Origin of the sequence: Nocardia sp. NPDC050378, assembly GCF_040655675.1 — a bacterium.
Taxonomy (GTDB): domain Bacteria; phylum Actinomycetota; class Actinomycetes; order Mycobacteriales; family Mycobacteriaceae; genus Nocardia; species Nocardia coubleae.
Genome location: NZ_JBFAKI010000023.1, coordinates 63,780 through 88,048, shown reverse-complemented (window position 1 = coordinate 88,048; position 24,269 = coordinate 63,780). Strand labels below are relative to the sequence as shown.

19 protein-coding genes and 1 pseudogene are annotated in these 24,269 nt (G+C 66.3%); 6 read left to right on the top strand and 14 right to left on the bottom strand.

The window, feature by feature from the left end; translation table 11 throughout:
• On the bottom strand, positions 1–252 hold a 252-nt coding region (locus AB0I35_RS30335), incomplete at its 3' end, for a hypothetical protein (protein ID WP_357399747.1).
• 49 nt (positions 253–301) lie between these two features.
• On the opposite strand from AB0I35_RS30335, the gene AB0I35_RS30330 reads away from it, so the two are divergent.
• Complete coding sequence (locus AB0I35_RS30330; RefSeq protein ID WP_357399746.1) at positions 302–1,549, top strand: recombinase family protein; 1,248 nt, start codon at positions 302–304, stop codon at positions 1,547–1,549.
• On the opposite strand, the gene AB0I35_RS30325 is transcribed toward AB0I35_RS30330, so the two are convergent.
• Genes AB0I35_RS30325 through AB0I35_RS30310 form a run of 4 tightly spaced genes read right to left on the bottom strand, consistent with a single transcriptional unit; the run spans position 1,464 to position 7,636 of the window.
• Positions 1,464–2,552, bottom strand: coding sequence for a family 2 encapsulin nanocompartment cargo protein polyprenyl transferase (locus tag AB0I35_RS30325; protein WP_357399745.1), 1,089 nt, complete (start codon positions 2,550–2,552; stop codon positions 1,464–1,466). The two genes, AB0I35_RS30330 and AB0I35_RS30325, sit on opposite strands and share 86 nt — an antisense overlap.
• Complete coding sequence (locus tag AB0I35_RS30320; protein WP_357399744.1) at positions 2,549–3,940, bottom strand: family 2B encapsulin nanocompartment shell protein; 1,392 nt, start codon at positions 3,938–3,940, stop codon at positions 2,549–2,551. The genes AB0I35_RS30325 and AB0I35_RS30320 overlap by 4 nt, the downstream gene beginning before the upstream one ends.
• Positions 3,937–6,213 (bottom strand): germacradienol/geosmin synthase, encoded by a 2,277-nt coding sequence (locus tag AB0I35_RS30315; RefSeq protein WP_357399743.1) that lies wholly within the window; start codon positions 6,211–6,213, stop codon positions 3,937–3,939. The genes AB0I35_RS30320 and AB0I35_RS30315 overlap by 4 nt, the downstream gene beginning before the upstream one ends.
• Positions 6,214–6,217: 4 nt before the next feature.
• Positions 6,218–7,636: a family 2B encapsulin nanocompartment shell protein gene (locus AB0I35_RS30310; protein ID WP_357399742.1), complete on the bottom strand. Its 1,419-nt coding sequence runs from the start codon at positions 7,634–7,636 to the stop codon at positions 6,218–6,220.
• Positions 7,637–9,024: 1,388 nt separating this feature from the next.
• Between AB0I35_RS30310 and AB0I35_RS30305 the strand changes: the two genes are divergently transcribed.
• Positions 9,025–9,414 (top strand): hypothetical protein, encoded by a 390-nt coding sequence (locus AB0I35_RS30305; protein ID WP_357399741.1) that lies wholly within the window; start codon positions 9,025–9,027, stop codon positions 9,412–9,414.
• 91 nt (positions 9,415–9,505) lie between these two features.
• Positions 9,506–9,619, top strand: a pseudogene (locus AB0I35_RS30300) (alpha/beta hydrolase); the annotation flags it as partial.
• Between the two features lie 322 nt (positions 9,620–9,941).
• Here the strand turns inward: AB0I35_RS30300 and AB0I35_RS30295 are convergent.
• The 8 genes from AB0I35_RS30295 to AB0I35_RS30260 form a co-directional block, all read right to left on the bottom strand.
• Positions 9,942–11,132 (bottom strand): cytochrome P450, encoded by a 1,191-nt coding sequence (locus AB0I35_RS30295; RefSeq protein ID WP_357399740.1) that lies wholly within the window; start codon positions 11,130–11,132, stop codon positions 9,942–9,944.
• Positions 11,129–12,343 carry a cytochrome P450 gene (locus tag AB0I35_RS30290; protein WP_357399739.1) on the bottom strand — a complete coding sequence of 405 codons (1,215 nt, stop codon included), beginning with the start codon at positions 12,341–12,343 and terminating at the stop codon, positions 11,129–11,131. Before AB0I35_RS30290 ends, AB0I35_RS30295 begins: the two co-directional genes overlap by 4 nt.
• Entirely contained in the window at positions 12,340–12,945 is a 606-nt protein-coding gene (gene purN / locus AB0I35_RS30285; RefSeq protein WP_357399738.1) for a phosphoribosylglycinamide formyltransferase, read from the bottom strand. The genes AB0I35_RS30290 and purN overlap by 4 nt, the downstream gene beginning before the upstream one ends.
• Positions 12,946–13,032: 87 nt before the next feature.
• A complete protein-coding gene (locus AB0I35_RS30280; protein ID WP_357399737.1) occupies positions 13,033–13,950 on the bottom strand; it encodes a hypothetical protein in 918 nt (305 codons plus the stop codon).
• A 181-nt stretch (positions 13,951–14,131) separates the two neighbouring features.
• A complete protein-coding gene (locus tag AB0I35_RS30275; protein WP_357399736.1) occupies positions 14,132–14,734 on the bottom strand; it encodes a class I SAM-dependent methyltransferase in 603 nt (200 codons plus the stop codon).
• 478 nt (positions 14,735–15,212) lie between these two features.
• Positions 15,213–15,548, bottom strand: coding sequence for a YnfA family protein (locus AB0I35_RS30270; protein ID WP_357399735.1), 336 nt, complete (start codon positions 15,546–15,548; stop codon positions 15,213–15,215).
• 1,040 nt (positions 15,549–16,588) lie between these two features.
• Positions 16,589–17,221 (bottom strand): MBL fold metallo-hydrolase, encoded by a 633-nt coding sequence (locus AB0I35_RS30265; RefSeq protein WP_357399734.1) that lies wholly within the window; start codon positions 17,219–17,221, stop codon positions 16,589–16,591.
• Positions 17,218–18,303, bottom strand: a complete 1,086-nt coding sequence (locus AB0I35_RS30260) for an S-(hydroxymethyl)mycothiol dehydrogenase (protein ID WP_357399733.1) — start codon at positions 18,301–18,303, stop codon at positions 17,218–17,220. The genes AB0I35_RS30265 and AB0I35_RS30260 overlap by 4 nt, the downstream gene beginning before the upstream one ends.
• 169 nt (positions 18,304–18,472) lie before the next feature.
• On the opposite strand from AB0I35_RS30260, the gene AB0I35_RS30255 reads away from it, so the two are divergent.
• From AB0I35_RS30255 to AB0I35_RS30245, 3 genes are all read left to right on the top strand, one after another.
• Positions 18,473–19,774, top strand: coding sequence for a LuxR C-terminal-related transcriptional regulator (locus AB0I35_RS30255; protein WP_357399732.1), 1,302 nt, complete (start codon positions 18,473–18,475; stop codon positions 19,772–19,774).
• A gap of 64 nt (positions 19,775–19,838) precedes the next feature.
• On the top strand, positions 19,839–20,255 hold the full coding sequence (locus AB0I35_RS30250; RefSeq protein ID WP_357399731.1) for a LuxR C-terminal-related transcriptional regulator: 417 nt from the start codon (positions 19,839–19,841) through the stop codon (positions 20,253–20,255).
• A gap of 169 nt (positions 20,256–20,424) precedes the next feature.
• Positions 20,425–21,129, top strand: coding sequence for a Crp/Fnr family transcriptional regulator (locus AB0I35_RS30245; protein WP_357399730.1), 705 nt, complete (start codon positions 20,425–20,427; stop codon positions 21,127–21,129).
• 31 nt (positions 21,130–21,160) lie between these two features.
• Here the strand turns inward: AB0I35_RS30245 and AB0I35_RS30240 are convergent, their stop codons facing one another.
• Positions 21,161–24,175, bottom strand: a complete 3,015-nt coding sequence (locus tag AB0I35_RS30240; RefSeq protein WP_357399729.1) for a BTAD domain-containing putative transcriptional regulator — start codon at positions 24,173–24,175, stop codon at positions 21,161–21,163.
• Positions 24,176–24,269: the final 94 nt, after the last annotated feature.

Below are 24,269 nucleotides of genomic sequence, written 5' to 3'. Positions count from 1 at the left end.
TGGACGAGGTGGGCGTATGTGGCGTTCGTGTTCGACGCCTACTCCCGCGCGATCGTCGGCTGGAACATCTCGGCATCGAAAACGACACCTTTGGTGTCCAAAGCAGTCGCCGACCTCCTGATAAGACTTCTTGACCTGCACGAACTCAGCAAAGGCCAGGCGCAGCCGACCTGCCATCTCGATGGACACGACGAGTGCCAGATCGGCTCCGATCCCTTTTTCCTCCTTCTTTGGGTTAGGGCCGGTAGGCACCGACTAAGTCTGGGGCGCTGTTCGACTCGCCTTGGAGCGCACGGACTTGATGTCGCGAGGTCAGGGTGGCCTCGATCCCTTTCATCAGGCTACGCAGATGCCCTTCCTCTTCATGCGCGGCATGGTCGATGAACTCGTCAGCGAATGCGACTTCAGCGTCGGCGACGGCGTCGTGGAGCATCGTTTCCAACTCAATGTCAGTTGGCCATGGCGCGCTCGGCTCTGCCAGCGGCCGGGGAAGTCGCGGCGCTTCCGATCGGATTGTCGTACCACCGTTGAGATGCTTAGAACCCCGGCCGCGTCGAGGTGGCTCACCGACGCACGGACCCTTTGTATTCGCACTGCGACTTCGGGGAGTGTGCCTGGCGGCGGCCACGAGAGAGTCACGCATCAGGGGATCTTCGGCAAGGGCGATAGTGGTGCCATCGACCACTTCGTCTCGGCGGGGATCGAGGATTTGTACCCACCATGGCAGCGCCTCGCGCCATGCTCCGCAGTGTTCGTGAACAGCGTCATGGAAGTCGCGGCGCGCACCGGCGCCCACGAGGCCTTGCCCGTAGTTCGAGAGTTTCTCAGCCGCAGTGGCTGTCGCGACGACCCGCGAGATACCTCCACCATCGCCGCGATCTTGCAGAACCCCCGATACACCGGGTACGCGTTCTTCGGACGATGGACAAAAACCGAATCACTCCTAGATCCTGACGACGTCGCCGCCGGCCACATCGTGATGTTCAAACGTTCACCCGCACAACGCATCATCCGATCACGACATCCCGCACGCCCCGCGATCATCTCCGTCGAAACGTTCACGCAGGCGACCTTGAAACGTAAGCAACGCGCGGGCATAAGCCGCCACGCCCGCAGCAAACTCGAACGCACCCGCTCGAGCGCGTCCACGACACCACGCCCGTTCCGTGGGCGCGTCCGATGCGACCTATGCAATAGGGAAATGCAAGCCGAAAACGCTAGGGGATCCGTCTACTACCGTTGCCGGGCATCGGCCCCCGCACCGGGAAGCCCGCAACTGGCCCATCACCCGCGCACCATCAACCTGCGCGAAGACCACATCATCGAACCCGTCGATACCTGGCTGGCGACTCTCTTCGCTCCCGCGAACATCGACCGCACGGTCTCCGCCCTCCTCACCGCTGACAACGCCACGCCGCCGGGATCCGATGTTGGGTTCCCCTCCCCTGCCGGACGGACCTCTGTCAGCAGTCCCGCTCCGCGGCCAATGACGCGAGTAGGTCCAGATCGGCCAGGGCGTCGGCATCGGCGCGGATCTCGGAGATGGTAGACATGGCTTCCTCGTACAGTTGCCGAGCCTGGAGCCGACTCCATTGCCGCCCGCCCGCGGCTTCGATCAGTTCGGCGGCGCGCACCAATTCGGTGTCGTCGAGCGGTTTTTCGCGCAGGTAGAGCTCAGCGAGCGCACCCGCTTCCGGGGTGTCCGAGCGCAGGGCGAACACCACCGGCAACGACTTCTTCCGGCTGCGCAGGTCGGAGAACACCGACTTGCCGGTGACGGACGGATCGCCCCAGATGCCGAGGAGGTCGTCGGTGTGCTGGAAGGCACGGCCGATGCGCCTGCCGAACTCACGCAGCCGCAGAAGCTCACCGGGGTCCGCGTTGCCGAAGAGACCACCGAGCGCGGCCGAACAGCCGAACAGCGCCCCGGTTTTCTGATCGACCATGGTGAGGCATTCCTCGACCTGGACATCGGTGCGCCGCTCGAACCCGAGATCCGCGCACTGCCCCTCGACGAGTTGCAGTACCGAGCGGCTCATCAGGTTCGAGGCTTCGATGATCGGGGTATGCGGTTGCGCGGCGAGCAAGGAATAGGCCTGGGCGACCAGCGCGTCCCCGGCGAGGATGGCGGGCCCGATCCCGAAGACAGTCCAGGCCGTCGGTCGATGCCTTCGGGTGGTGTCGCGATCCATCACGTCGTCGTGCAGCAGCGAAAAGTTGTGTACCAGTTCGACCGCGACGGCCGCGCGCACGGCGTCCGCCGCCTCGGCGCCGGTCAACCGGGCGGTAGTCAATACCAGGGCCGGTCGGATAGCTTTGCCACCGTCGTGCTTTTCCGGTCGCCCGGTCTCGTCCCACCAGCCGAAGTGGTACCCCACGATCGTGCGGACCGTGGCGGGCATCATCTGCACGGTCGCGTGCAGGGTGGCGGCGCAGTCCGTCCGGCACTGTTCGAGGACGTCGGCGGCGGTGCGCGGGCCCGGCGACTGCGTGCGCGCTGCCGTCTCGGTCGGCATCAGGATCGGCGTGTCCACGGCACGTGGGGCGCTCATCGGTTCACCTGAATTTCGGTCAGGGCGCCGAGTGCGTCGGGAACGAGCACCGCCGCAGCATGATTGGCGCTGATGAGATAGGAGGCGATCGCCCGCTCATCGATGCCGGTGAAGCGGACATTGACGCCTGGCTCCACCTCGTCCGGCAGGCCGGTCTGGCGCAGGCCGATCACGCCGTCGTCGGATTCGCCGACCCGCATCGCCAAGATCGTGCTTGTTCCGCTCGGCGAGATCGGGATCTTGTCCGAGGGCAGCAGCGGCACATTACGCCAAGCGTGCACCCGTTTTCCCTCGACTTCGGTGTGCTCCGGATAGACGCCGCGGGCTGTGCATTCGTGGCCGAACTGGGCGATGACACGGGGATGGGCGAGAAAGAACGCGGTTTTACGACGGCGCGCAAGCAAACGATCCAGATCGTCGGGTGTCGGGCGGCCGGTCGGCGAACACAGCCGCTGCGTCGGGTCGACGTTGTGCAGCAGCCCGTAGTCGTGGTGGGTCAGCAGGTCGCGTTCCTGGCGTTCGCGCAGCGCGGCGATCGAGAGGCGCAATTGCTGGTCGAGCTGGTTCATCGGCTTGTTGTAGAGGTCGGTGACCCGGGTGTGCACGCGCAGCAACACCTGCGCGATGCTCAGTGCGAGTTCACGGGGACGATGGTCGTAGTCGACATAGGTTCCGGGCAGGGTCGGCTCACCCTGCTGGCCTGACAGCAGTCCGATTGGTGCCTGACCGTATTTGTCGGTGCCGGTCCGCTCGGCGGCGACCTCGGCCCCGACATCGGCGATATGAGCGGCGAGTCGTGGTTCACGGGCACACAGGGCGTCGAATATGGCGCGCGGCAACGCAAGTACCGTGCAGGCGGTATTCGCGGTGGCCGTGTATTCCCAGATGGCCTGCCCGCCGAGGAGGGTCGTGGTGCCGAGGTGACTGCCGTCGTCGAGTACGTCGAGCTGTACTCGCTCACCGAAATCGCCCGGCCCGGACAGGACGATCCGACCGTGGGCGAGGACGTAGGCCGCATCGATTTCGTTGCCGAACTCGCAGATGGTCTCCCCCGCCGCGAATTCCTGCTGAGTGAACAGCCGGGCGAGCTCGCGCAAGATGTCGTCGTCGTCGAAATCGCGCAGCGCCCGCAATTCGCGCAGTTCGGCCGGGACCACCTGGTAGCGGCCGCCGGCCAGCGTGCAGGTGACGTATCCGTCTCCGACAGTGTAGGTGAGGCGCCGGTTGATCCGGTAGGTTCCACCGTCGACCTGGACCCAGGGCAGCATGCGCAGCAACCAGCGGGGCGTGATTCCCTGCATCTGCGGAACGGATTTGGTGGTGCTCGCCAGCGTGCGAGCGGCGGCGACACCGAGCGCGGTCGGTGTGTTCTGGGCGGTACTTGTCACAAGGAAGTCCTTCCCGGCGAGAGGGCATGGGTGGCGACGCGGGGGCGAAGGCGAGCGGCGGCGGTGCCGAAACCCGAAGGGCCCCAGGCATGTACCGGGCGGGTGGTGGTTCGCGGTGACTCGCCGACCGGGTAGCGCAGATTCTCCGGTCGGTAGCGACTGGTGCCGCGATGCCAATGCAGGATGCCCGCGATCCAATCGCGCAGTTCGTCGACGTAGCTGGTCAGCGACGCGCGAGCGGTGTCGTCGAGCCGGTGGTGTTCGAACAGCACGGGAAGTTCGTCGTCGACGAGTCGCTGGAACTGGCGCATTCTGGCCCGCATCAGGTCGTCGACGACCGTAGCGGCGATATCACGGTCGCAATCGAAGAACGACTCGACCACGAGGATCGCGTTATGCAACTCGGCTTCGTACTCGACCTCCTTCTGATACGAGAAGAAGTCGTTCATCAGGCAGGCGTAGTCCTGAGCTGCGTGTTCGATGCCGCGCATGGTGGTGGACTCGAACACCGCGTCGGGGACCACACCGCCGCGGGCGATCTTCGACAGTGCGATCGTGAGCTCCGAGCCGAAGGTGCGACGGCGCATCTCCAGATAGTCGACCGGGTCGGGCACCCGGTGTTGGATGTGGTTGGCCAGCTCCCACAACCAGCTCTCGGTCATCGATTCCACCGCGTGCCGGAAGGAGCGTCGAGCAGCGGGCGACATCGGCCGCGCGGTGCGCGTCCACAGGTCCGCCAACGATCGCTCCAGCGGATTGACCGGCGTATCAACGGGTTCGAGATCCAGCGGCATGAATGCCGACAGTCGCGCGTTACACACTTTCGCAGCGGCCATCGCGCCGACCCCCTGGGTGGGCGGGAAGACAGCAGGAAAGTAGTCGTCGCCCCAGGTACCCCAGGTGAGCCATTCAGCTGACAGCGTCAAGGTACCGACATCGGCGTCGGGGTCCAATCCGGCCGAGCACAACGCCAAATCGAAGCCGGCCGTATCCTCGCGGGTCCACAACTGCCGCCCCCGGAGCTCGGGCAGCGCATCGTGGAATCCCACCTGTTGAGCCCAATCGATACTCGCCGCGCGGGCTGCGGGCAGGTGCGGTGACAGACTCAGCTCGAACGGCACGTCGAAGTCCGGCAACGGCAACTGCCCGGTGCGGCGCAATGGGGTCTGGGTGTGACTGCGCAGCCCGCCCGGCCCGGCAAGCCCCTTCCAGAACCCGGGCCTGGCCAGTTCGGTGCCGATCCCCGCGGGACCGAACGACATAGGCCCCGCCGCCGCCGACCCGTTCATGTACCGGTTGGACCGCAGGTGCCACTCGTGGCCACCCGACTGCCAGTCCTGCAGACCTTGCGCATACGACAGCGCCGCCGCGCGCTGCGCCGCATCGAGCCCATGCTCGTCGAACAGCAGGGGCAGCTCGGTCAGCACGGTGTTCTCGAACTGGTGGATGCGCGAGGTGAGCTGGTCGTTGACGATCTCGGCGGCCTGCTGTGGCGAACAGTCGAAGAATCGCTCGATCACGAGGACTCCGTTGTTCACCTCACCTTCGTCCTCGGTCTCGCGCTGATAGGAGAAGATGTCGTTGCGCAGGTGCACCGCATCGGAGAACGTGTCCTTGAGCACGCGCATCGGCCGGGTGCCGACGATGGGTTCGGGCACCTCGATACCGCGTGCGTACTCCACCAGATCGGCCGACCAGGGCGCCCCACCGACCCTGCGCCGCATCTCGATGTAGTCGATGGGATTGGGAATCCGGGCGGTGTTGATATTGCCGATTTCCCAGACACAGTCGAGCAGCAGGTTCCGGGTGCTTTCGCGGAACCGTTCCTGCCAGCACCGTGACATCGACGGCACGGTCCGCTGCCAGAGGTCGGCGAGGCCCCGCTCGTCGGGGTTGGTAGGTTCGGGCATCGCGGCATCGTCCGGCGGCATGAAGGTGGCCAACCGGTCGAGGTACCGCCGTGCGCCGTCCAGATCACCGGTGCGTTTGAACGCGTCGAGGAAGTGGTCGTCGAAGTAGAAGACCCAGGTGTACCAGTCGGTGACGGTGTCGAGCACCAGTGCGTCGGCCTCCGGATGGGTGTAGGCGCACAGGCCGGCGTAGTCCATGCCGTCGAAACTCGCCTCGTCCCACACCACATCGCCACCGACGGTGTCGCCGAGCATTCCCATCTCGTAGGCCCACTGTTTGGTATGTGCCCGTGCGCGTTCCACGCGCGCGTTCAGCCGCGCGGGGTGAGCGACATAGAACTCGGGCAGCTCGAAGGGCTGCACGATGTCAGCCCTCGGCGCCGAGCTGCACGTGCTCGAGGATCGCGAGGGCGTCGGGCACCAGCACAGCGGCCGAGTAGTAGGTGCTGACGAGGTAGGAGATGATCGCTTTGTCGTCGATGCCCATGAACCGCACGTTCAGTCCCGGCTCGTATTCGTCGGGAATCCCGGTCTGCCGCAGGCCGATCACGCCCTGGTCCGCTTCACCCGTTCGCATCAACATGATCGAGGTAGTGCGGCCGGCCGAGACGCCGATCTTGTTGCACGGCAGGATCGGAATCCCGCGCCACGACGGCACCCGATGTCCATTGATCTCGGTGCTCGTCGGATAGATGCCGCGGTGATTGCATTCGGCACCGAAGGCGGCGATCGCCTTCGGGTGGGCGAGGAAGAACGCCGGTTCCTTCCAGACGAGGGCGAGCAGTTCGTCCATGTCGTCCGGGGTCGGCGGACCGGAGCGGGTACTGATCCGTTGCCGCGGTGCGGCATTGTGCAGCAACCCGAAGTCGCGATTGTTGACCATCTCGTCTTCTTGCCGCTCGCGCATGGCCTCGATGGTCAGCCGCAGCTGTTGCTCGATCTGATCCATCGGCTTGTTGTAGAGGTCGGCGACCCTGCTGTGGACCCGCAGCACGGTCTGCGCGATGCTCAATTCGTATTCGCGCGGTGACAATTCGTAGTCGACGAATGTGCCGGGCAGCTGCGGCTCGCCCTCGTGCCCGGAGGCGAGCTCGATCGAGCTCTCGCCGTAGGGGTTGGTCCGCTCGTCGGCGAGGGCGTCATCGAGCTGGGCCACCCGCACGTGCTCGCGCAGTCCTTCCAGCTGGGCGCTCACCTCGGTCAGTGCGCGGTCGGTGAGGACGAGACAGGTGCATTCGGTGACGGCTTTGACGGTGAAGTTCCACGGCTCCGCATCGGCACCGAGGATCCGTTCACCGATGAACCGGCCGTCGGTCATCACCTCGAGCACGGTCGATTCGCCGTAGGCACCGGTCCCGAGCTTGTCGGCCTTGCCATGGACGAGGACCACCAGCTCTTCGGCAGGCTGACCGGCTTCGGCGATGATGTCGCCCGGCGCGTACCGCCGTTCGACGAAGGAGTCCGCGACCGACTGCAGGGCAGCGTCATCCGAGAAGTGGCGCAGGTAGCGCAGTTCGCGAAGGTCGGGCGCGAGGATCCGGGCCTGGCCTGCGGTGTCGTAGCAGGTGATCAGGCCGTCGCCGACGCTGTAAGTCAGGCGACGGTTGACGCGGTAAACACCACCGTCGGCCTGCACCCAGGGCAGCAGTTTCAGCAGCCACCGCGACGTGATGCCCTGCATCTGGGGCACGGATTTGGTGGTTGTCGCCAGATTTCGCGCGGCCACCGTGCTCAGGCTCAGCTGCGGAGCGTCGATTCCGGAAAAGGGTTCAGCCAGTTCAGTCATGAGTTCTTCCTGCTTCGCGAGACATGGGAGAAACGAGATGACACACCACGTGGAACGAAGAAATCAGTTATCCACCGGCTATCGATTGTGGTGAGAACGATGCTAGCGGAAGGGGTTCGGCCGTGACAGTCGATTGACTTGAATCTTGTTGTCTACTTGGCTAATTCGTCGCTCCCGAGGTTCGACGGGGAGGGCACGCACGCAGGTCTGCACCGCACCTCGCGAGATTGCCGTGAGGATGCGACGTGATCGCGTTCGAGCATCACGAGGGTTTGGACGCCGCCCGTGCCGCATGGGCAGTCGCGATATTCACCAGCAGCGCCGTTGTTCGACGACCACCGCCTCCGTTTCCTCCTGCGAAGCGAAAGAAGCCTCATCGGCGTGGGGCAGGTCGGCTAGGTAACAGTTGCGTGGGTGCTGCAGGCGGACCAGGTGCTGGTCCGCCTGCAGGCTCGTCGGTGTCGCCGGCCCTCCGCGAACGGCAGTCGGGCGCTCGGCGCCTCCGGCTCCGTCGGCACTACCCTGACGGCGCCGACCGGAACGCGAGGCACGTCGACAGGTTCCGACGGTGCTGTGGTCTGCGGCCCGCCGCGCCCAGCGAACCAGCTGGTGGCATCGCCGTCGTCGCCCTCGCCGCACCTGCGCAGCACGTAGGCGGCGGCCCCGGCCGGCCCTGCGGCCACGAACACCCACAGCAGCGCTTCCCACAGCATGTTTCGGTAGCCCTTCGTCGTCGAGGTGGGCGATGAAGCGCGCCCGGAAGATTCTGTTGACCAACTCCGAAAGCCGGACGTATGCGAGACCTGTGAACCCTTCGACCACGGAAGAGCAACTGGGCCAACGGGAACGAGGCTAGGCCGCTGGCACCGGCGCCGCAATGTGCAAGCAAACCCACGACGAGCGCACGTCATGGTCGGCGAGTCAGCGAAATCGCAGGCGGGACCCTCCTTCCGCGCAGCCGAACGTCTGGTCCGGCCGCCCCTCTCTGGCACAACATTCCGGCGAACCTGGCACGGAATGTGAGTGTCGCCCACCCGGTGCCCGGCGGATGCAACCGACCGCGCGGCGCCCCGAATTCCACTGTTATCCTCCGCATTTCAAGAGTGATTCCAATTGTCGACAGGCGCAGGCAACCGGTGACGGGTCCGCGCCCTACCCGTTTCCGGCGATCGCGCACCGACGCGGGGAGGTGGGAAATGCACTACGAGGCAGACGCGCACACGACCGGAGCCGGACGACAGATCGAGCATCGCGAGCGGTCCTCCAGCCCGATGACGGTCTATCCCGAGACCTCGACACGAGAGAGGTCCGTTTTGGCGGGTTTGGGGCAATCGTCGAGCGAATCGGCGCGGCGGGCGAACGGCTGTCCGCTGGAACGGCCCGGCGCAGTGCTTCTCGCTCGGCTGCGGTCTTCTGATATCACCGCTGAACGCGGCACCGATATCGACGACCGCCACTACAGCCAGTATCTGCAGCTGGGCTCGGTATTGGCCGGGCGAGCAACAATCGAACAACGGGGTCATCGCTCGACCGCGGTGGCCGGAGAGGCCTTCGCGCTGTGCCTCGACAGCCCGTTCCGGTGGGCACTCACCCGATGCGGAACCCCGGCCACCGACGTGCTGTACCTCTACCTCCCGGTGGAATCGCTGACCACCTGGGGCCTGAACGCCGCCCGGGCAGGCAGCAGGTCGTGGCCGCTGTCGCCGGGAGCGCTGTCCACCCTGACGGTGGCACGGGACATAGCCTGTGGCGCAACGGTTCCCGCAGCTTGCGGATAGTCGCGCGGGTGGACCAGATCCTGTCGGCGAAACCGACAGGATGCTGGCTATCCGGGGAGATATCGCCTCGGTACGCCGGCAGAGCTGTTGGGCGATTCCCGAGATCGGCGGCCCAGTCGGGCAATCGGGCGGGGTGGTCTCGATCGGCACCCTGCTGGAGGTGGTCGACCCACGCATCGAGGCCGCCGTCCTGTTCGCCGGAGCCCTGTCCCCACCGCACCGTCGAGGAGGCTCGGGAAGCCACCATCCTGTAGTAGCAGACCCACCGGAGCGGCGAACCGGCCCGCAGCGGCAACGGCAACAAGGGGACCGATGTGGCGTCATACCCGGATCGCACACGCAATTCCCGCCGTAGAGGTAGGTCGTGTTGTCGGCAACCGCGACCGAGCTGCGTGCGGCGGCGGGTCGCGTTCCCATCGAGTTTCGCCGAGGTGCAGTGAGGGCCGGCGACCGCTGTCCCGCTGTGACGAGTACCGACTGCGTTGTTCCGCAGTCAGTCGGCAACACTTTCCGCGAGATAGAGTCGCTCACCATGTGACCGGTAGTTGATGGGCGCCATAAATGAACATGTTGTCGCGGAACGGAATTCGGTCGATCGAGGCTGCCAGCCGGAGCGTGGGAACACGTCGGAGCAGCTGGCTGAGCGTGATCCGGAGCTGGAGGCGGGTGAGATGCTGGCCGAGGCACTGGTGGATGCCGTGGCCGAACGCGAGGTGGCCGGTTTGCGTCCGGGTGAGGTCGAGCACGTGTGGGTTCGGGTATACGGCCGGATCGCGGTTTGCGGCCGGTAGTGCGGCCAGGGCCGACTCACCCGGCTCGATGACCTGACCTCCCAGCTCGATCGGTTCGGTCGCTGTTCGGGCTAAACCGTAGTGCAGGATTGTCTGGTGCCGAAGCAGTTCCTCGATGGCGTGATCTATCAGGGTTGGGTCATGGTGTAGCTGGGCTAGCTGGCCGGGGTGCTCGAGCAGCGCGACGACGGCGAGGGCGATCATGTTCGCGGGTTCTTCGTGGCCGGTCGTGAGCAGAAGGTTGCCCACTCCGGCGAGCTCGTCGCCGGACATCCCGGTGTCGGATCGGACCAGGACGCCGAGGAGGTCCTCGTCGGTTGTGCAACGTTTGGCCTCGATGGTGCGGTGCATGAATGCGAGAGCGGCTGCGTGCTGGGCGAGCAACGTGCTCGGTGGCGTGTCCACCGTGAGCAAGGAGGAGGTGCGTGCCCAGATGGTGCGCCGCTCGCTGTACGAAACGCCGAGCAGTTCGCAGATCACCTGGGTGGCGATGGGGGCGGCGAACGCGGTGACCAGGTCGGCGGGAGGCCCTGCGGTGATCATCGCGTCGAGGTGCTCGGCGGTGATCTGTTCGATGCGGGGGGCGAGCCGAGCGAGGCGGTGCGGACTGAAGTGTCGACCGAGCAGACGGCGGTAGCGGGTGTGCTCCGGCGGATCCATACGAGGAAGGGCGCCGAGGCGCGACTGCCGCTGAACGAGCCGTGTATCGACGTCGCGGACAGCTACCGGGCCAGGAGTGCGCTGCGCGCTGAACCGATGGTCGCTGAGCATGGCCCGAGCCTCGGCGTGGCCGATAACCAGCCAGCCCAATCTGTCTGCGGCGAGCCGCAGCCGGACCACCGGACCGTCGGCACGCATCAGGTCGTATTCCGCCGGTGGGTCCAGCGGGTGGTTTCGTGCCCTGGGCAGCGCGACAGCGGCCGTCATCGACTCTCCGTCCATGCCACGGAGAGTTCGTGTGCCCCGTAGATGAACATATTGTCGCGGAACGGGATTCGGTCCAGTGCTGTGGCCAGACGCAGAGTCGGCAGACGATGCGTAAGCTGGGTGAGCGCGATACGCAGCTCGATTCGCGTGAGGTGCTGGCCAAGACACCGATGGATGCCGTAGCCGAAGGCGACATGACCGGTGACCGGACGCGAGATGTCCAGACCGTGCGGGTCCGGATAGGTTGCCGGATCGCGGTTGGCGGCAGGCAACGCGGCGATGACCAGCTCGCCGGGCTGGATCACCTGACCACCGAGTTCGATCTGCTCGGTCGCGGTTCGCGGAGTCCCCAAGTGCAGGATCGACAGATAGCGCAACAGCTCCTCGACCGCCGAGTCGATCAGGCTGGGTTCCTGACACAGCCGCTCGAACTGCTCCGGGTACTCGAGCAGTGCCACCACGGCGAGCGCGATCATATTGGTGGGCTGCTCGTGGCCGGCCATCAGCAGCATGTTGCCCAGGCCTGTGAGTTCGTCGTCGTCGAGACCGGAATCGGGAGCGGCCAAGGCGCTCAACAGATCCTCGCCCGGCTCGCGGCGCTTGGCGTCGATGTAGCGCTGCATGAACGCTCGCTCGACCGGGTAGTGGGCCAGGAGCTGATCCCGTGGTGTGTCCACACACATCAGGGTGCGAGCGTGTGCCCAGAAGATCTCCCGGTCTGCGTAGGAGACGCCGAGTAATTCGCAGATCACTTGGGTGGCCATGGGGGCGGCGAAAGCGCTGACCAGGTCGGCGGGCGCGCCCGCGGTGATCATCGCCGCGAGGCGCTCGGCGGCTATCTGCTCGATGCGCGGGACGAGCTCGGTGAGGTGGCTCGGACTGAAGTGTCGGTTGAGCAGTCGCCGGTAGCGGGTGTGTTCCGGCGGGTCCATCCGCGTGACGGCACCTCGGCGGGTCTTCTCCTCGACCAGCTCGGGCGTGACCTCGCGCACGGCCACCGGCCCCGGGGTGCGTTCCGCGCTGAACCGTCGGTCGGCGAGCATGGCCCGGGTCTCGGCCTGGCCGATGACCAGCCAGCCCAGCTGGTCATCGGCGAGCCGCAGACGGACCACCGGACCATCAGCACGCATCCGGTCGTAGTCCACCGGCGGGTCAAGTGGGTGAGCCCGCTCGCGGGGAAACCGGACCGGTTGGGTGTCAGCGGATGTCATGGGCCAAACCTTTCTGCGGCCTGGCGCTCGCTGTCGGAAAGCTCAGTCGGCCGGCCGATGAAGTCATGGATGGTTTCCGGATACAGGCGGTGCTCGACGGCCTGGATTCGTCTGGTCAGCGACTCGACGGAGTCGCCGGGCAGGATCGGTACCGGCTCCTGAGCCAGGATCGGACCGTCATCGACTCGCTCGGTGGCGATATGCACTGTCGCGCCGGTGACGGTGGCACCGGCGCGCAGTGCGTCCGCGACCGCGTTCGCACCGCGAAAAGCGGGCAGCAGAGACGGGTGGAAGTTGAGAACCCGGTCGGGGAAGGCCACGAAGGCGGAGCGGCCGAGGATGCTCATGAATCCCGCGATCACCACCAGGTCGATGTCGTGCCGGACCAGAGTGGTGACGATCGAACGAGTGAACTGTTCGCGGTTCGGCTGCCGTCGTACCAGCTCGACTGGGATGCCATATCCGGCCGCGATGTCAGTGGCCGGGCACGGCCGATCGACGAGCACGACAGCGACAGGGACCCCGGCCGCCCGGATGGCCGCCAGGCCGGCGCCTACGCCGGAGGCGAGGACCGCGACTCGCGCCTCACGATGATCGGGCATCGGACAACCTCTCCCCCGGCGGGCGAGGTCCGACCGCCACGCGCCGTGGACGTGACGACCGGACCGACATCGAGAACTGGTGTTATGTCAGTTCCATGGCCAACCAGCGACCAGCAGTGCCCCCGCTGGCCCCGCGCTGAACTCATAGCTGCCACCGGTCGGCGCCCAGAGCCAGTCACCGGGGATCAGCTCGTGCCCCTTGCAGTGGATCGACCCGTTGACCACTACTTTGAAGTCGGCGATTTTCTCCAGCGGGTGCGTGTGCCGCGGCACCACAGCCCCCGGTTCGAGCATCGACAGCCATGCGAAGAATCGGCCATCGGTCGACGGCTCGGTCGGCATGTGCGGCGCAAACGGCAGGACATGATGATCGACGCCGTCGGCCTCTTCGACGATGAGTCGCAGGTCTCGCAGGGTTGTGGCGGTTTCCAGCAGGAAAGGGTCACGAGAGGTGATGAATTCACCTGCCGCCTGCTGGCGGATCAGGCGGTCGATTTCGTCGATGCGGTCGAATTCCGCGGTGTAGCGACTGGTCTCAGCCGTCTCTCCGACGCAGGGCAGGATCGTGAACACCATGGCACCGAGGCTTTCCGCGGTGTAGGAATAGCTCGCGCCACCAGGAATCCACAGCCAATCGCCAGCTGTCAGGGTACGGCCCCGGAACACGATCGAACCGCTGATCACCACCTTCAGCGCATAGTCCGAACCCACCAGGGAATGCTCAGCGACTGTTGCTCCACCGCGCAGGCGCGACGTGTAGGCACTGAACCGACCGGTGCCGTCGGCCGGCATCTGCGGCGCGAACGGCATGAACAATCGGGTGATGCCCGGAAAATCGGCGGGGATCAGGTCCATCATGGCAGACTTGGCCGCGATGACCTCGCTGTCTCGAGAGCACAGAATTTGGTTCGACGTCCTGTCCGGAAAATTCTCACCGATCGACGCAATAACGTCGACCGCGTGATTTCGTTGTGCGAGCTCAGCATCGATAGGTGCAGTAGTCATGGTTTAGCTCCCATCTATGGTCGTGGCTACGCTCTCCGGTCTGTCGATGTGCTGACTTGAATCGTCAATGGTGCCTGGATCAATGGTGCCTGGAAAGTCTCCCATGCGCGTCAGCGCACGCGCAATCCCTCGACCACCGTGGGGTAAATGAGAATACAGGTTTCAGTAACCTCGGATCGTGTTATGTGGAGTTTTGATAAACGAGGGAATATCGCCAGAACAGATGACGGCGGATGACGGCGCCAGGCAATTGACGGGCCGCTGCCTCGCGAACTTCGGCCAAGGTCATACTCGCAGGCCGAACCGGATGCCTGGGTGTATCGGGACGCGGCCGCAGTGAAGCTACAGCGCTCACCACGAGGTTGGCCGGCACCGCGACCAGTAGCAACAGCCGCTCGGCAGGCGTGTGTGCCCGGTAGAGGCCGAGCACGACCAGCACGCCCGCCGGGCTCAGCGCCTCGCGTAGTCGCGCTAGGACCGGCTCGAAGGGCACGTGGTGAATGCAAGCCAGGCAGGAGATGTAGTCGTAGTGACCACGCGGCAGGTCTGTTCGGGTGACATCGACGACCCGAAACGACAGCCCTGTCACCCCGGCGAAACGCTCACGCGCGTGATCGACCATAGTCGTCGACAGATCGATGCCGACGGTATTCACCCCGCAAGCGGCGACCCGCGCGGCGAACTCTCCCGCACCGCAGCCCACATCCAACGATCGACGGGCGCCGGGCGGAATCTGCCGCAGCAGTAAACGATGGTAGAAGCCATTACGGTGCCATGTGCGCATATCGCATTACAGCATCTGACCCGAGGTCGCCATAGATAAACCGCGTGCGTTTCGGAACATTGGTCGGCGAAGGTTCTCCAAATCTTCACTTCCGAGTGATTGATATATGCACCGGAATAGTGCAGCGGAGAGTTTCCGTAATCAATTCGTCGGCATATCGCTCGTCGGCTATGCGGGGATGTTCGGCTGGCCGCGGGAACTGGCGCTGAACCGTCGCCGAACGTGAGCGCGAGCCCGACATCACCCCGGCCTACCGCGTGGAACGCGCCTCCAGCCGCTCGAGATCGAATCGCGCGATGCTCCCGCGACCCCATCGAGCGAGCGGTCTCGAGGTAGCGCCTTCGGATGATCTGGGCGACGGTACCGGCGTCGTACTAGGTGTGTTCGCGGCTTGGCGTGAAACCCCAGGCACAGCACCAGATCCGGCGCTCGGCAAAAGTTGCTTCGTACCAGATCGCAAGTGACCGAACTGAATCGGTCAAGCGGTCCGTGGCGCGTACATGATGACCGCGACCCCGACCAGGCAGATCACCGCGCCGATCACATCCCAGCGATCGGGTCGAAACCCGTCCAGTGCCATGCCCCACAGCAGCGATCCGGCGACGAAGACCCCGCCGTAAGCGGCCAGGATGCGCCCGAAGTTCGCGTCGGGTTGCAACGTCGCGACGAATCCGTAGATCCCCAGCGCGATCACCCCGGCGCCGATCCACGCCCATCCGCGGTGCTCGCGCACTCCTTGCCAGATGAGCCAGGCACCACCGATCTCGGCGATGGCGGCCAGGACGAACAACAGGATCGAGCGCACCACAGTCATCCGCTGAGCCTGAATGTCCGGTTTCAGCAGGTGGTGACCGTGCTCGCGCACCCACACCCCGAATTTGCGCACGACGAGCCGGCGGCGCTGTCGCCTATGGCGACTGAACCGCATCCACCGCGTCGGGCGCTGATGCGCGACCAGCCTAGCCCGGCGACACCGATCCCGATCAGCGCGAAACCGAGCGGTTCCAGCCAGGACAGCCTCACCACTACGGTGCCGCCGCCGAGGATTTCGGCAGCGATCTGGATCGGCGCCAAGCAGCACCCGGTGCACAGCACCGCTCCGGCGCCGATCGGTGCCCACCAGCGCCGTGCTTGGTATTCGTCTCAGCAGCCACAGCCGCTATCTCCAGTGCGCAGGGTGGGAGTGCTGTCATCGAAAGGAACGGCTGAATCGGGGGGGCAAATGGCCGCAGGTTCCAATCCTCTACCAATCGCCCTCCCCAACGCCGGCGGCTAGCGGAGGAGATTGCTGGATCAGCAGGGCTTCAAGCCGAGCGTGCCGTCAGTCCAGAACCAACGACGTCCGCTGAATCAGACGGTGTGCGTAGTGTTCGAACCGCCCTCCGGACACAACGCTTTTCATTGCATTACCCTTCTGACCTGCGTAGATAGCCGTGTGTCGTTGAGGCTAGCCGAGTCGGATAAGTCTTAAACCGCAGGCAGGAGCCTGTGGGGGTTCAACACGGGTCAATCTGAGAGATCCTCGATAAACCGACCCTGGTAGGGCCGACACCGTTCCCCGCGAACAGACCCCAACATCGACGCTGCGGCGATCCATGCCTTGACCGGCCGCGACTGGATCCGCAAAGCCTGCCGCTCTGCTGATCGGTGATTCCGGGACCTGCATCGTGTTCCGACGCGACCACCCCGACACGCTGGTCGGGGTGGGGTCGAATTTCGCGATCAGGATTGGTCTCGGGCGCCCCGAGTAATGCTCGAATTCGTGATCAACTGACGCCTGATTCCACGACCGGAGCCGCTCGTTCGGTCGCGAATGCGCGCTTCTGCCGACGAGCATCCCTGATTCGCCGGTGCTCAGAAGCCGCGAGAGATCCACTCCGCCAGGAACGGTGCTTCGGTCCCGACCGTGGTGTTGTCACCGTGCCCGGTGTGCACTCGAGTCGCCTCGGGCAGGGTGAGGATGCGTTCCCGTAGGGAGTCGATGATGGTCGGGAAATCGGAGAATGACCGTCCCGTTGCACCGGGACCGCCGGCGAACAGGGTGTCACCGGAGAACAACGCGTCCGCCTCCGGCAGATACAGGCACACCGAACCCGGCGAATGCCCGGGCGTGTGGATCACCTGCAGTTCCGTCCCGGCGACCGCGATCCGCTGGTCGCCGCCGAGGTGCCGGTAGGGGTGACCGGGATGGGTCAGTTCCCACAGTGGCTGGTCGCCGGGGTGCAGGAGCAGCGGCGCGTCGAAGGCCGCGGCGAGATGCGGAGCGTGGGTCACGTGATCGTTGTGCCCGTGTGTGCACACGATCGCGGTCACGTGGCGGGACCCGACCGCCGCGGTGATGGGCTGCGGTTCGTGGGCGGCGTCGACGATGACGACCTCGTCGTCGTCACCGACCAGCCACACGTTGTTGTCGACCTCCCAGGATCCGCCGTCGAGCTCGAAAACACCGAAGGTGACGACCCGGTCGATTCGGAGCGTGCCGCTCACACGATCACCACCGAGCGGAGTACCTCACCTGCGTGCATGGTGTGGAATGCCTTTTCCACGTCGCCGAGGCCGATGCGCTCGGTGACGAACTTGTCCAGCGGCAACCGGCCCTGCTGATAGAGATCGACGAGGTAGGGGAAATCACGTTCGGGCAGGCAGTCGCCGTACCAGGAGGACTTCAGCGCGCCACCGCGGGAAAAGAAGTCCACGAGCGGCATCTCCAGCTTCATATCCGGGGTGGGCACACCGACCAGCACCACGACACCGGCGAGATCACGAGCGTAGAACGCCTGGCGCCAGGTCTCCGGGCGCCCTACCGCATCGATGACGACATCGGCGCCGAATCCGCCGGTGAGCTCCTGCACCGCCGCGACGGTGTCGGCCCTGGTGGCGTCGATGGTGTGCGTGGCACCCAGCTCCGACGCCCACTCCAATTTCTTGGGGTCGCGGTCCACCGCGATGATCGTGGCGGCCCCGGCCAGCCGGGCCCCCATGATCGCGGCGTCACCCACACCACCACAACCGATCACGGCCACGGAATCACCGCGGCCGACGCCACCGGTGTTGACGGCCGCACCCAGCCCGGCCATCACTCCGCAACCGAGCAGGCCGACCACGGCGGGATCGGCCTGCGGGTCGACCTTGGTGCATTGCCCGGCATGGACGAGCGTCTTGTCGGCGAAGGCCCCGATGCCCAGGGCAGGCGTGAGTTCCGTGCCGTCGAGCAGGGTCATCTTCTGCGTGGCGTTGTGGGTGTCGAAACAGTACTGCGGCCGACCACGCCGGCACGCGCGACAGCGGCCGCACACCGCCCGCCAGTTCAGGACCACGAAATCTCCAGGCGCGACCGACTCGACACCCTCGCCGACCTGCTCGACCGTTCCCGCGGCTTCGTGGCCGAGCAGGAACGGGAACTCGTCGTTGATCCCACCCTCACGGTAAGTGAGATCGGTGTGGCAGACGCCGCACGCCGCCACGGCCACGACAACCTCCCCCGGCCCGGGATCGGGGACGATGATCTCGGTGAGTTCCACCGGCGCGCCCTGGGCGCGGGCTATCACGCCGCGTACCTGCTGTGGCATCTGTGTACGTTCCTCCGTCGATTGCGATATTCCATGCACCGTCGCGCATGACTGCTGCCACGCTATCGCCCAACGAATCCCCCATAACCTCGCCGAAAGACCGGCAGTTACTATCCATTCGCATAGTGGATGGTGGTTCCGCAGAAATCGCCGCACGAGGTAGGGACGGGTGAGCAATTCGGTGGTGCCCGATATCGAATGCGACGTCGCGAACCTGCGCGCACTGCGCGACGTGATCGCCGGACCGCTCGGCGAGATCGCGGCACGGTTCTCCCGGTATCTCGCGGACCGCTGGCCGCACACCGCCCTGGTGATCTTCACTCGGGAATGCACCGGGCGACCTCGCAAAGTGTCAGGACCGGCGCAGATCATCGATCGGGTCCGCATCGACGAGCTCGAGGAATTGAAAGCCGGTGTGCCGCCGGGCAGTTCGGCCGATATCGTGGCGCGCTTCGCCGGCGCGACCAGGCGCATCTGGCTCGTACGCGATGACACGGACACCCTGCTGGTGCTGGTGCCGCGGTCCGAGCACGGTTGCCCCGAACCAGCTGTTCTCACTGCGGTTTTCGCGTTGATCGCGCTGTCCATCCGGCAGCAGGTCACCCAATCCGGCCCGGATTATCTGGCCGAATCCCGGGCGGCAGCCACGGCACGAGCCCGGACGATAGCCGAACTCACCGCCGCGCACGAAGCGGTACTCGCGGAGATCGTGGCGACGTTACGCTCCCCCCACCTCGACGACCGGCGTTCCCGCAGTATCGCCGCCGACGCGGCCTCCGCTGCCTTGGTGGCGGCGCGAGCGGCACTGTCCACCGAGCGGGCCTTCTCCGAGGAACCTGCCGCGGCAGCATTCCGGCGTTTACGAACCGAGATCAGCCCGCTCCTGCGACGACACGATCTGACCGTCGAGTTCGTGCCGCCGGAGCCGGGCAACCCACTGATTCCGGGCGAAGTCGCCTCCGGCGCCCGGGCGATGACCCACGCCGTAGTCCTCGCCCTCACCGTCGAGCCGGGAACGCGGCTACGCATCGCCTGGCACTGCGACTCCACCGCCCTGCGGATCGATGTCCGCGATCAGAGCGCGGGGGTCACCGATCTGGAATCTCTGCGCCGGCGGTTACACGGTCGGGTACAAGCCCTCCGTGCGGAGGCTGAATTCGACGCGGTACCCGGCTGGGGCACGCGCACCACCATCCGCATACCCCTCGAAATTCCGGTCGCGCCGGCGGACGACGACCGCCTCGAGCGCTTGAACCCGCGACAACGAGAGGTCCTCGCCTTCGTGGCATCCGGTATGCGAAACAAGGTCATAGCAGCTGAGCTGGGAGTCGCCGAGAGCACCGTCAAATTCCATATCGCCGGCATCCTGAAAAAGCTCGAGGTGACCTCCCGCGGCGAAGCTGCCGCCGTCGGCCTACGCGCAGGTCTCGCGGCGAAAGCCCGGAACCGAGCGCAGCGCTCAGTTGGCTGAAGGGGACCCGGTCCCCCGCTCGCGCCCGGCTCGGCCACCACACGATCCGGGACGTGCGGCGGCGATGCGCCCAGCTCCTGGCCGGCGCCGTCGTTGTTGTCGTTGCGATCCCGCTCCTCGCCGAACGCCTGTTTGGAAGCCGCCCGGCGTCCGCATCATCGTCGCCGGAGACACCCTCCTCTCCCCGGCGGCGACCAAGGCGCTCATCGCCCGCTTCCTTGCACAGCCCGAACCCCGCGACACCACCGCCATCGAGTCCGTCGAGGTTCTCACGACCCGCGAACGCGAAGCCGTCGTATACGTCGCAGAAGGACTCGCGAACGAAGAAGTCGCCGAACGGATGTATGTGCGCCCCTTGACCGTTCGCACCCATGTCCAGCGCGCCATGACCGAGCTCGGTGCCCGCCACCGCGCCCAACTGGTAGTGATCGCCTTCCGCACAGGATTGGTGCGGGCCGGCCCGCCATGGGCCTCCGAGTGACCACCTGACGATCCCGGTTTCGCCCTTGTTCACACGTCGTGAGGAACATGGGTATGACTTGCATCACCCCGATGGATTGGATGGTTCTTCGATGGCACAGTCGATGCTGACTTCGCCGGTGGGCGTTCTCCCCGCTCCCCGTACGCCGGTTCCCGACGCGGTCGGCCGGATGTCGCCCGCAGCGCGCGGAGCATGGCAGATGACGGCCTTTTCCGCCCTGTCCCCGGAGTTGACCAGAACGGTCCTGTCGCAATCGATCGAGACCACGTTCCGCGACGGCCACGTCCTCTATCGCGGCGCACATCATGCGGAGACCGCGCTGCTCGGCGTTGTGGTGAGCGGCCTGCTCCGCTTCTACATCCATACGCCCGACGGTCGGTCGCTGACAGTCCGCTATGCCGGCCGCGGGGAATTGGTCGGGGTGCGCGGGCTGGCGCTCGAGGCCGACACCGGGACAGCCGCCCACCCCTACGGGAGGTCCGCCCTGAACGGCGAGGCCCTGCAGGACACCACCGTCCTGCTCCTGTCGCGCGATATCGTGACGGCCGCGGCGCGCCGATACGCCGAATTGGCCTGGGCGCTGACTCGCGAGGTCTCGCATCAGGCGATGCAGGATCAGGAACTCATCGTGACGAACGTCTTCAGTCCGATCCGGACACGCGTCGCCCGGCATCTGCTGCTGCTGGGCACCAAGCACGACCGCGAACTGGTCCTGCGAATGAGCCATCAGGAGCTCGCCGACGCGATCGGCTCGGTCCGGGAGGTCGTTTCCCGCGCCCTGTGCCGCTTCCAGGCCGAGGGAGTCGTCGAGCGCCGCGGCCAGTACCTCGTGCTGCGGGACCCCGCGGCACTGTATGAGGCATCCCTCGGGTGAGCCCCCCGCGCCGGCGCGGCAGCTCCCGGCCTCAGCGCCGCAGATTCTCCAGGAGCCGCCGCGTCGTCGGCGAGGGCGACGTACCGAGTTCGCGCAGCGCTCGCTCGCAGGCGTGGTAGGCGTCGAGCACGCCGTCGCTGTCACCGAGCAGGCCCGCAACCCGGATCAGGGTCTGCCAGGCGCTTTCGTGATACGGCTGCTCCCGCAGCACACGTTCGGCGTGCGTCCGCGCTTCCGGATAGAGCTCCACGGCCAGCGCCAGTTGGGCGGCTTCGAATTCGGCTTCGATGAGCAGCGTCCGGATGTGCTCTCGCCGGTCCTCCGCCCACGCGCCACGCACACCGGGCAGGAACTCCCCGGCCTCGGCCGTCTCCAGGACGGAAACGATCGCCCGGAGACGTTGCACCTCCCCGGTGAGATGCCGGGCATGACGCAGCCGGCGTTCGATCACGACCGACTCACTTGTGACCGCGAGCGCATCGGCCAATGTCAGGTCGTCGCCGTCGGTGCTGATCGCGGCCAGTTCCGGCAACGCCCGGTTCAGCCGGCTGCGGGCTTGACGCAGATAGGCCTGGGCCGAGCGATCCGAGGCGCCGAACAACGCCTCCATCACCTGTCGCCGTCGGGCACGGCCGCCGTGAGCCAGCAGATACGCCAGGAGTTCCAGGCTCTTGCGGATCCGGGTCGATACCGCGACCCCGTCGACGAGAAGCTCGACCGACCCGAACTCCCGCAGGACCACCGACGACGTCGCAGACCCCGAACGATCCGCCTTCCGCGGCGCGTGCAACGCCCGTCCGAGGTCGTGCCAGGCCGAGTATGCCGACGCCTCCGCGTCGATCCGGCGGGATACCACGGCGGGGAAGAAGCCCAGCGCTTCGAGCATCAAGAAGGTCGATCCTTGCTCGTACGCGGCGGTGAGGGCCGTATCAGCGGCCCGGTCGGCGGCCTCCGGGTTGCCGGCCCGCCACTCCGCCTCGGCGAGGAAAACGGCGGCAGCGGGAAGTTCGAGAACGAGATCGGCGGCCAGCATGGTCTTCGTGGCCTTCCGCAACAACTCGACGGCTTCGACGTCCGCACCGGCCAGCAGCAGTGCCAGCCCACGCCAGGTAGCGGCCCGCTCTTCCAGCGGGCCCGCGCCGGTCGGTGGTTTCAGCCGGTCGAATACGGCCAGAACCTGCAGTGCCGCCGCGTGATCGGCGTCGAGACGGAGTGCCATCTTGGCGCGCATCGTCAGGCTGCCCAGACGCCCGAACAGCGAACTCTTCCGGTGCATCACCTCGTCGTAGGTGTCCAGCGCAGCTTGGGCCTCCTCCCGGCGGCCGGCGTCGAGCAGCAGGTCGGGGGCGACTTCGCGGATCAGCAGGGACTGCGCGCCCCAACCGGAGGCGCGCTCGTAGTATTCGAGTGCTTCGGCCGTACGGCCCAGTGACCGGGCGGCGAGGATCCGTATCCCCACCGGCTCCCACTCGGTCCAGGCTCCGTCCGGGGTTCCGTCCAGTTCGGTGACGCGGCCGTGAAAATATTTTCCCACCAGCAGCGACGGGTATTCGGCCACCAGACTCAGAGGCGGAAGTGCGTAGGTATCGGGTGGCTCGTGCGTGAACGCCGCGGTGATGTACTCCGCCACACCGCGACTCGCCCCCGGCGCCGCCGCGGCCACGACGGCGCGCAACGCGTCCACGTCGAGTGCGTCGGCGTAACACAGCGCCATCAGGATCACCGCCCGTCCTGAGCTCCGCGCGAACTCGTCTCGCAGACCGCGGGCGGCCAGGTCATCGGCATAGGCCGCGCCGCGACCGAATTCCTCCTGGGCCACCGATAGCATCAGGTGGCCGAGACTGAGAGCGAGCGGGTCGTGTTCGGCGGCAACGGGTCCCAAGATGTCGAGCCAGCGCTGGGCATCCCGGAAGTCGAGGCGCTCCACGAGGGAGATGACCGCTCGCGCGGCAGGGGCTAGCGCGTGCTCGAGCGCACCGGTCTCCAGCAGTACCTCGGTGGCTTCCTCGTCGCGGCCTTCCGAAGCCAGTAGCTGCCCGTAGCGCACCCGGCGATCGCGGACTGTCGCCCCGGGACGACGCGCGAGGAGTTCGGTGAGGTACTCGCGGAACCGCGGATGGCAGCGCAGAGTATGTGTCGCGGCCCAGACGGCAGGCAATGTGTGCCTGCGCAACGACGCCAACCGGGCGACCGCGTCATCGGCGCCGAGAGCGGCGGCCCGCTGCGGTGTCACCTCGTCGAGCAACGCCGTATCGATGAGGAATCCGCGGTCGGCGGGGTCGAGCCGGTCGAGAATATGCGCCGAGAGATAGCCGTACAGCGGATCGGCCTCGCCGCCGATACCGGTCAGGTGCTCGGCCGAGCGCCACGCCTCGAACAGGACACCGGTCACCCAGCCTCCGGTCTCCGCGACGGCGTGGCGGGGGTCGACATCGCGGACTCCGCGCCGGACCAGCGCCGCGGCCGCCTCTTCCTCGGTGAAGGCGAGCGATGATTCGCCGAGGAACCCGACCTCTGGGCCCACCGTGTCCAGTCGACCCGCCGGGACGAACTCCCGGCTGAGCAGGACCAGCCGTACCCCCGGGCCGGCATGACGCACGAACGATTCGAGCACCGCCCATGCCTCGGCGTTGTCTTGGAGCCGCTCCAACTGGTCCAGAACGAGAACGAGCGGCCGATCCCCGATCGAGGAGGACAGCAATCCGGCGGTTTCGGCATGGGGCAGGGCGTTCGCGGACATCGCGTTGACCGCCAGGCCCGCCAGCTCGGGACAGACGCGCCCGACCGCCGCATCGAGGTAGGTGACGAGCCGGCCGGGCGCGACGTCGGTATCGTCGACCGACAGCCAGGCCACCGGGTCACCGAGCTGTCCGACGGCGCCCGCGGTGGCGGTCGTCTTCCCGGCGCCCGCGGTGGCCACGATCAGAACCAGGCGGTGACGATCGATCAATGCCCTGATCAGGGATTCGACTCGAGGACGGGAGATGGCCTCCGCGGGGATCGGCGGCGCCACCAGCTTCGTGCCGATATAAGCGGGCGTGGACACCAGTGACTCCGGCTGCTGCTGAGAAGTGAGAATGTCCCATCCTAACCGCAGCGAGCAGTGGCAGAGACCCAGGTCACTGATGCAGACGATCTCC

What these genes read in the sequence shown, in the direction of transcription:
- AB0I35_RS30330 (WP_357399746.1), top strand. Translation starts at nt 302, where the DNA reads ATGTCGCGAGGTCAGGGTGGCCTCGATCCCTTTCATCAGGCTACGCAG.
- AB0I35_RS30325 (WP_357399745.1), bottom strand. Translation starts at nt 2,552, where the DNA reads ATGAGCGCCCCACGTGCCGTGGACACGCCGATCCTGATGCCGACCGAG.
- AB0I35_RS30310 (WP_357399742.1), bottom strand. Translation starts at nt 7,636, where the DNA reads ATGACTGAACTGGCTGAACCCTTTTCCGGAATCGACGCTCCGCAGCTG.
- AB0I35_RS30295 (WP_357399740.1), bottom strand. Translation starts at nt 11,132, where the DNA reads ATGACGGCCGCTGTCGCGCTGCCCAGGGCACGAAACCACCCGCTGGAC.
- AB0I35_RS30290 (WP_357399739.1), bottom strand. Translation starts at nt 12,343, where the DNA reads ATGACATCCGCTGACACCCAACCGGTCCGGTTTCCCCGCGAGCGGGCT.
- purN (WP_357399738.1), bottom strand. Translation starts at nt 12,945, where the DNA reads ATGCCCGATCATCGTGAGGCGCGAGTCGCGGTCCTCGCCTCCGGCGTA.
- AB0I35_RS30280 (WP_357399737.1), bottom strand. Translation starts at nt 13,950, where the DNA reads ATGACTACTGCACCTATCGATGCTGAGCTCGCACAACGAAATCACGCG.
- AB0I35_RS30275 (WP_357399736.1), bottom strand. Translation starts at nt 14,734, where the DNA reads ATGCGCACATGGCACCGTAATGGCTTCTACCATCGTTTACTGCTGCGG.
- AB0I35_RS30270 (WP_357399735.1), bottom strand. Translation starts at nt 15,548, where the DNA reads ATGACTGTGGTGCGCTCGATCCTGTTGTTCGTCCTGGCCGCCATCGCC.
- AB0I35_RS30260 (WP_357399733.1), bottom strand. Translation starts at nt 18,303, where the DNA reads ATGCCACAGCAGGTACGCGGCGTGATAGCCCGCGCCCAGGGCGCGCCG.
- AB0I35_RS30250 (WP_357399731.1), top strand. Translation starts at nt 19,839, where the DNA reads ATGCGCCCAGCTCCTGGCCGGCGCCGTCGTTGTTGTCGTTGCGATCCC.
- AB0I35_RS30245 (WP_357399730.1), top strand. Translation starts at nt 20,425, where the DNA reads ATGTCGCCCGCAGCGCGCGGAGCATGGCAGATGACGGCCTTTTCCGCC.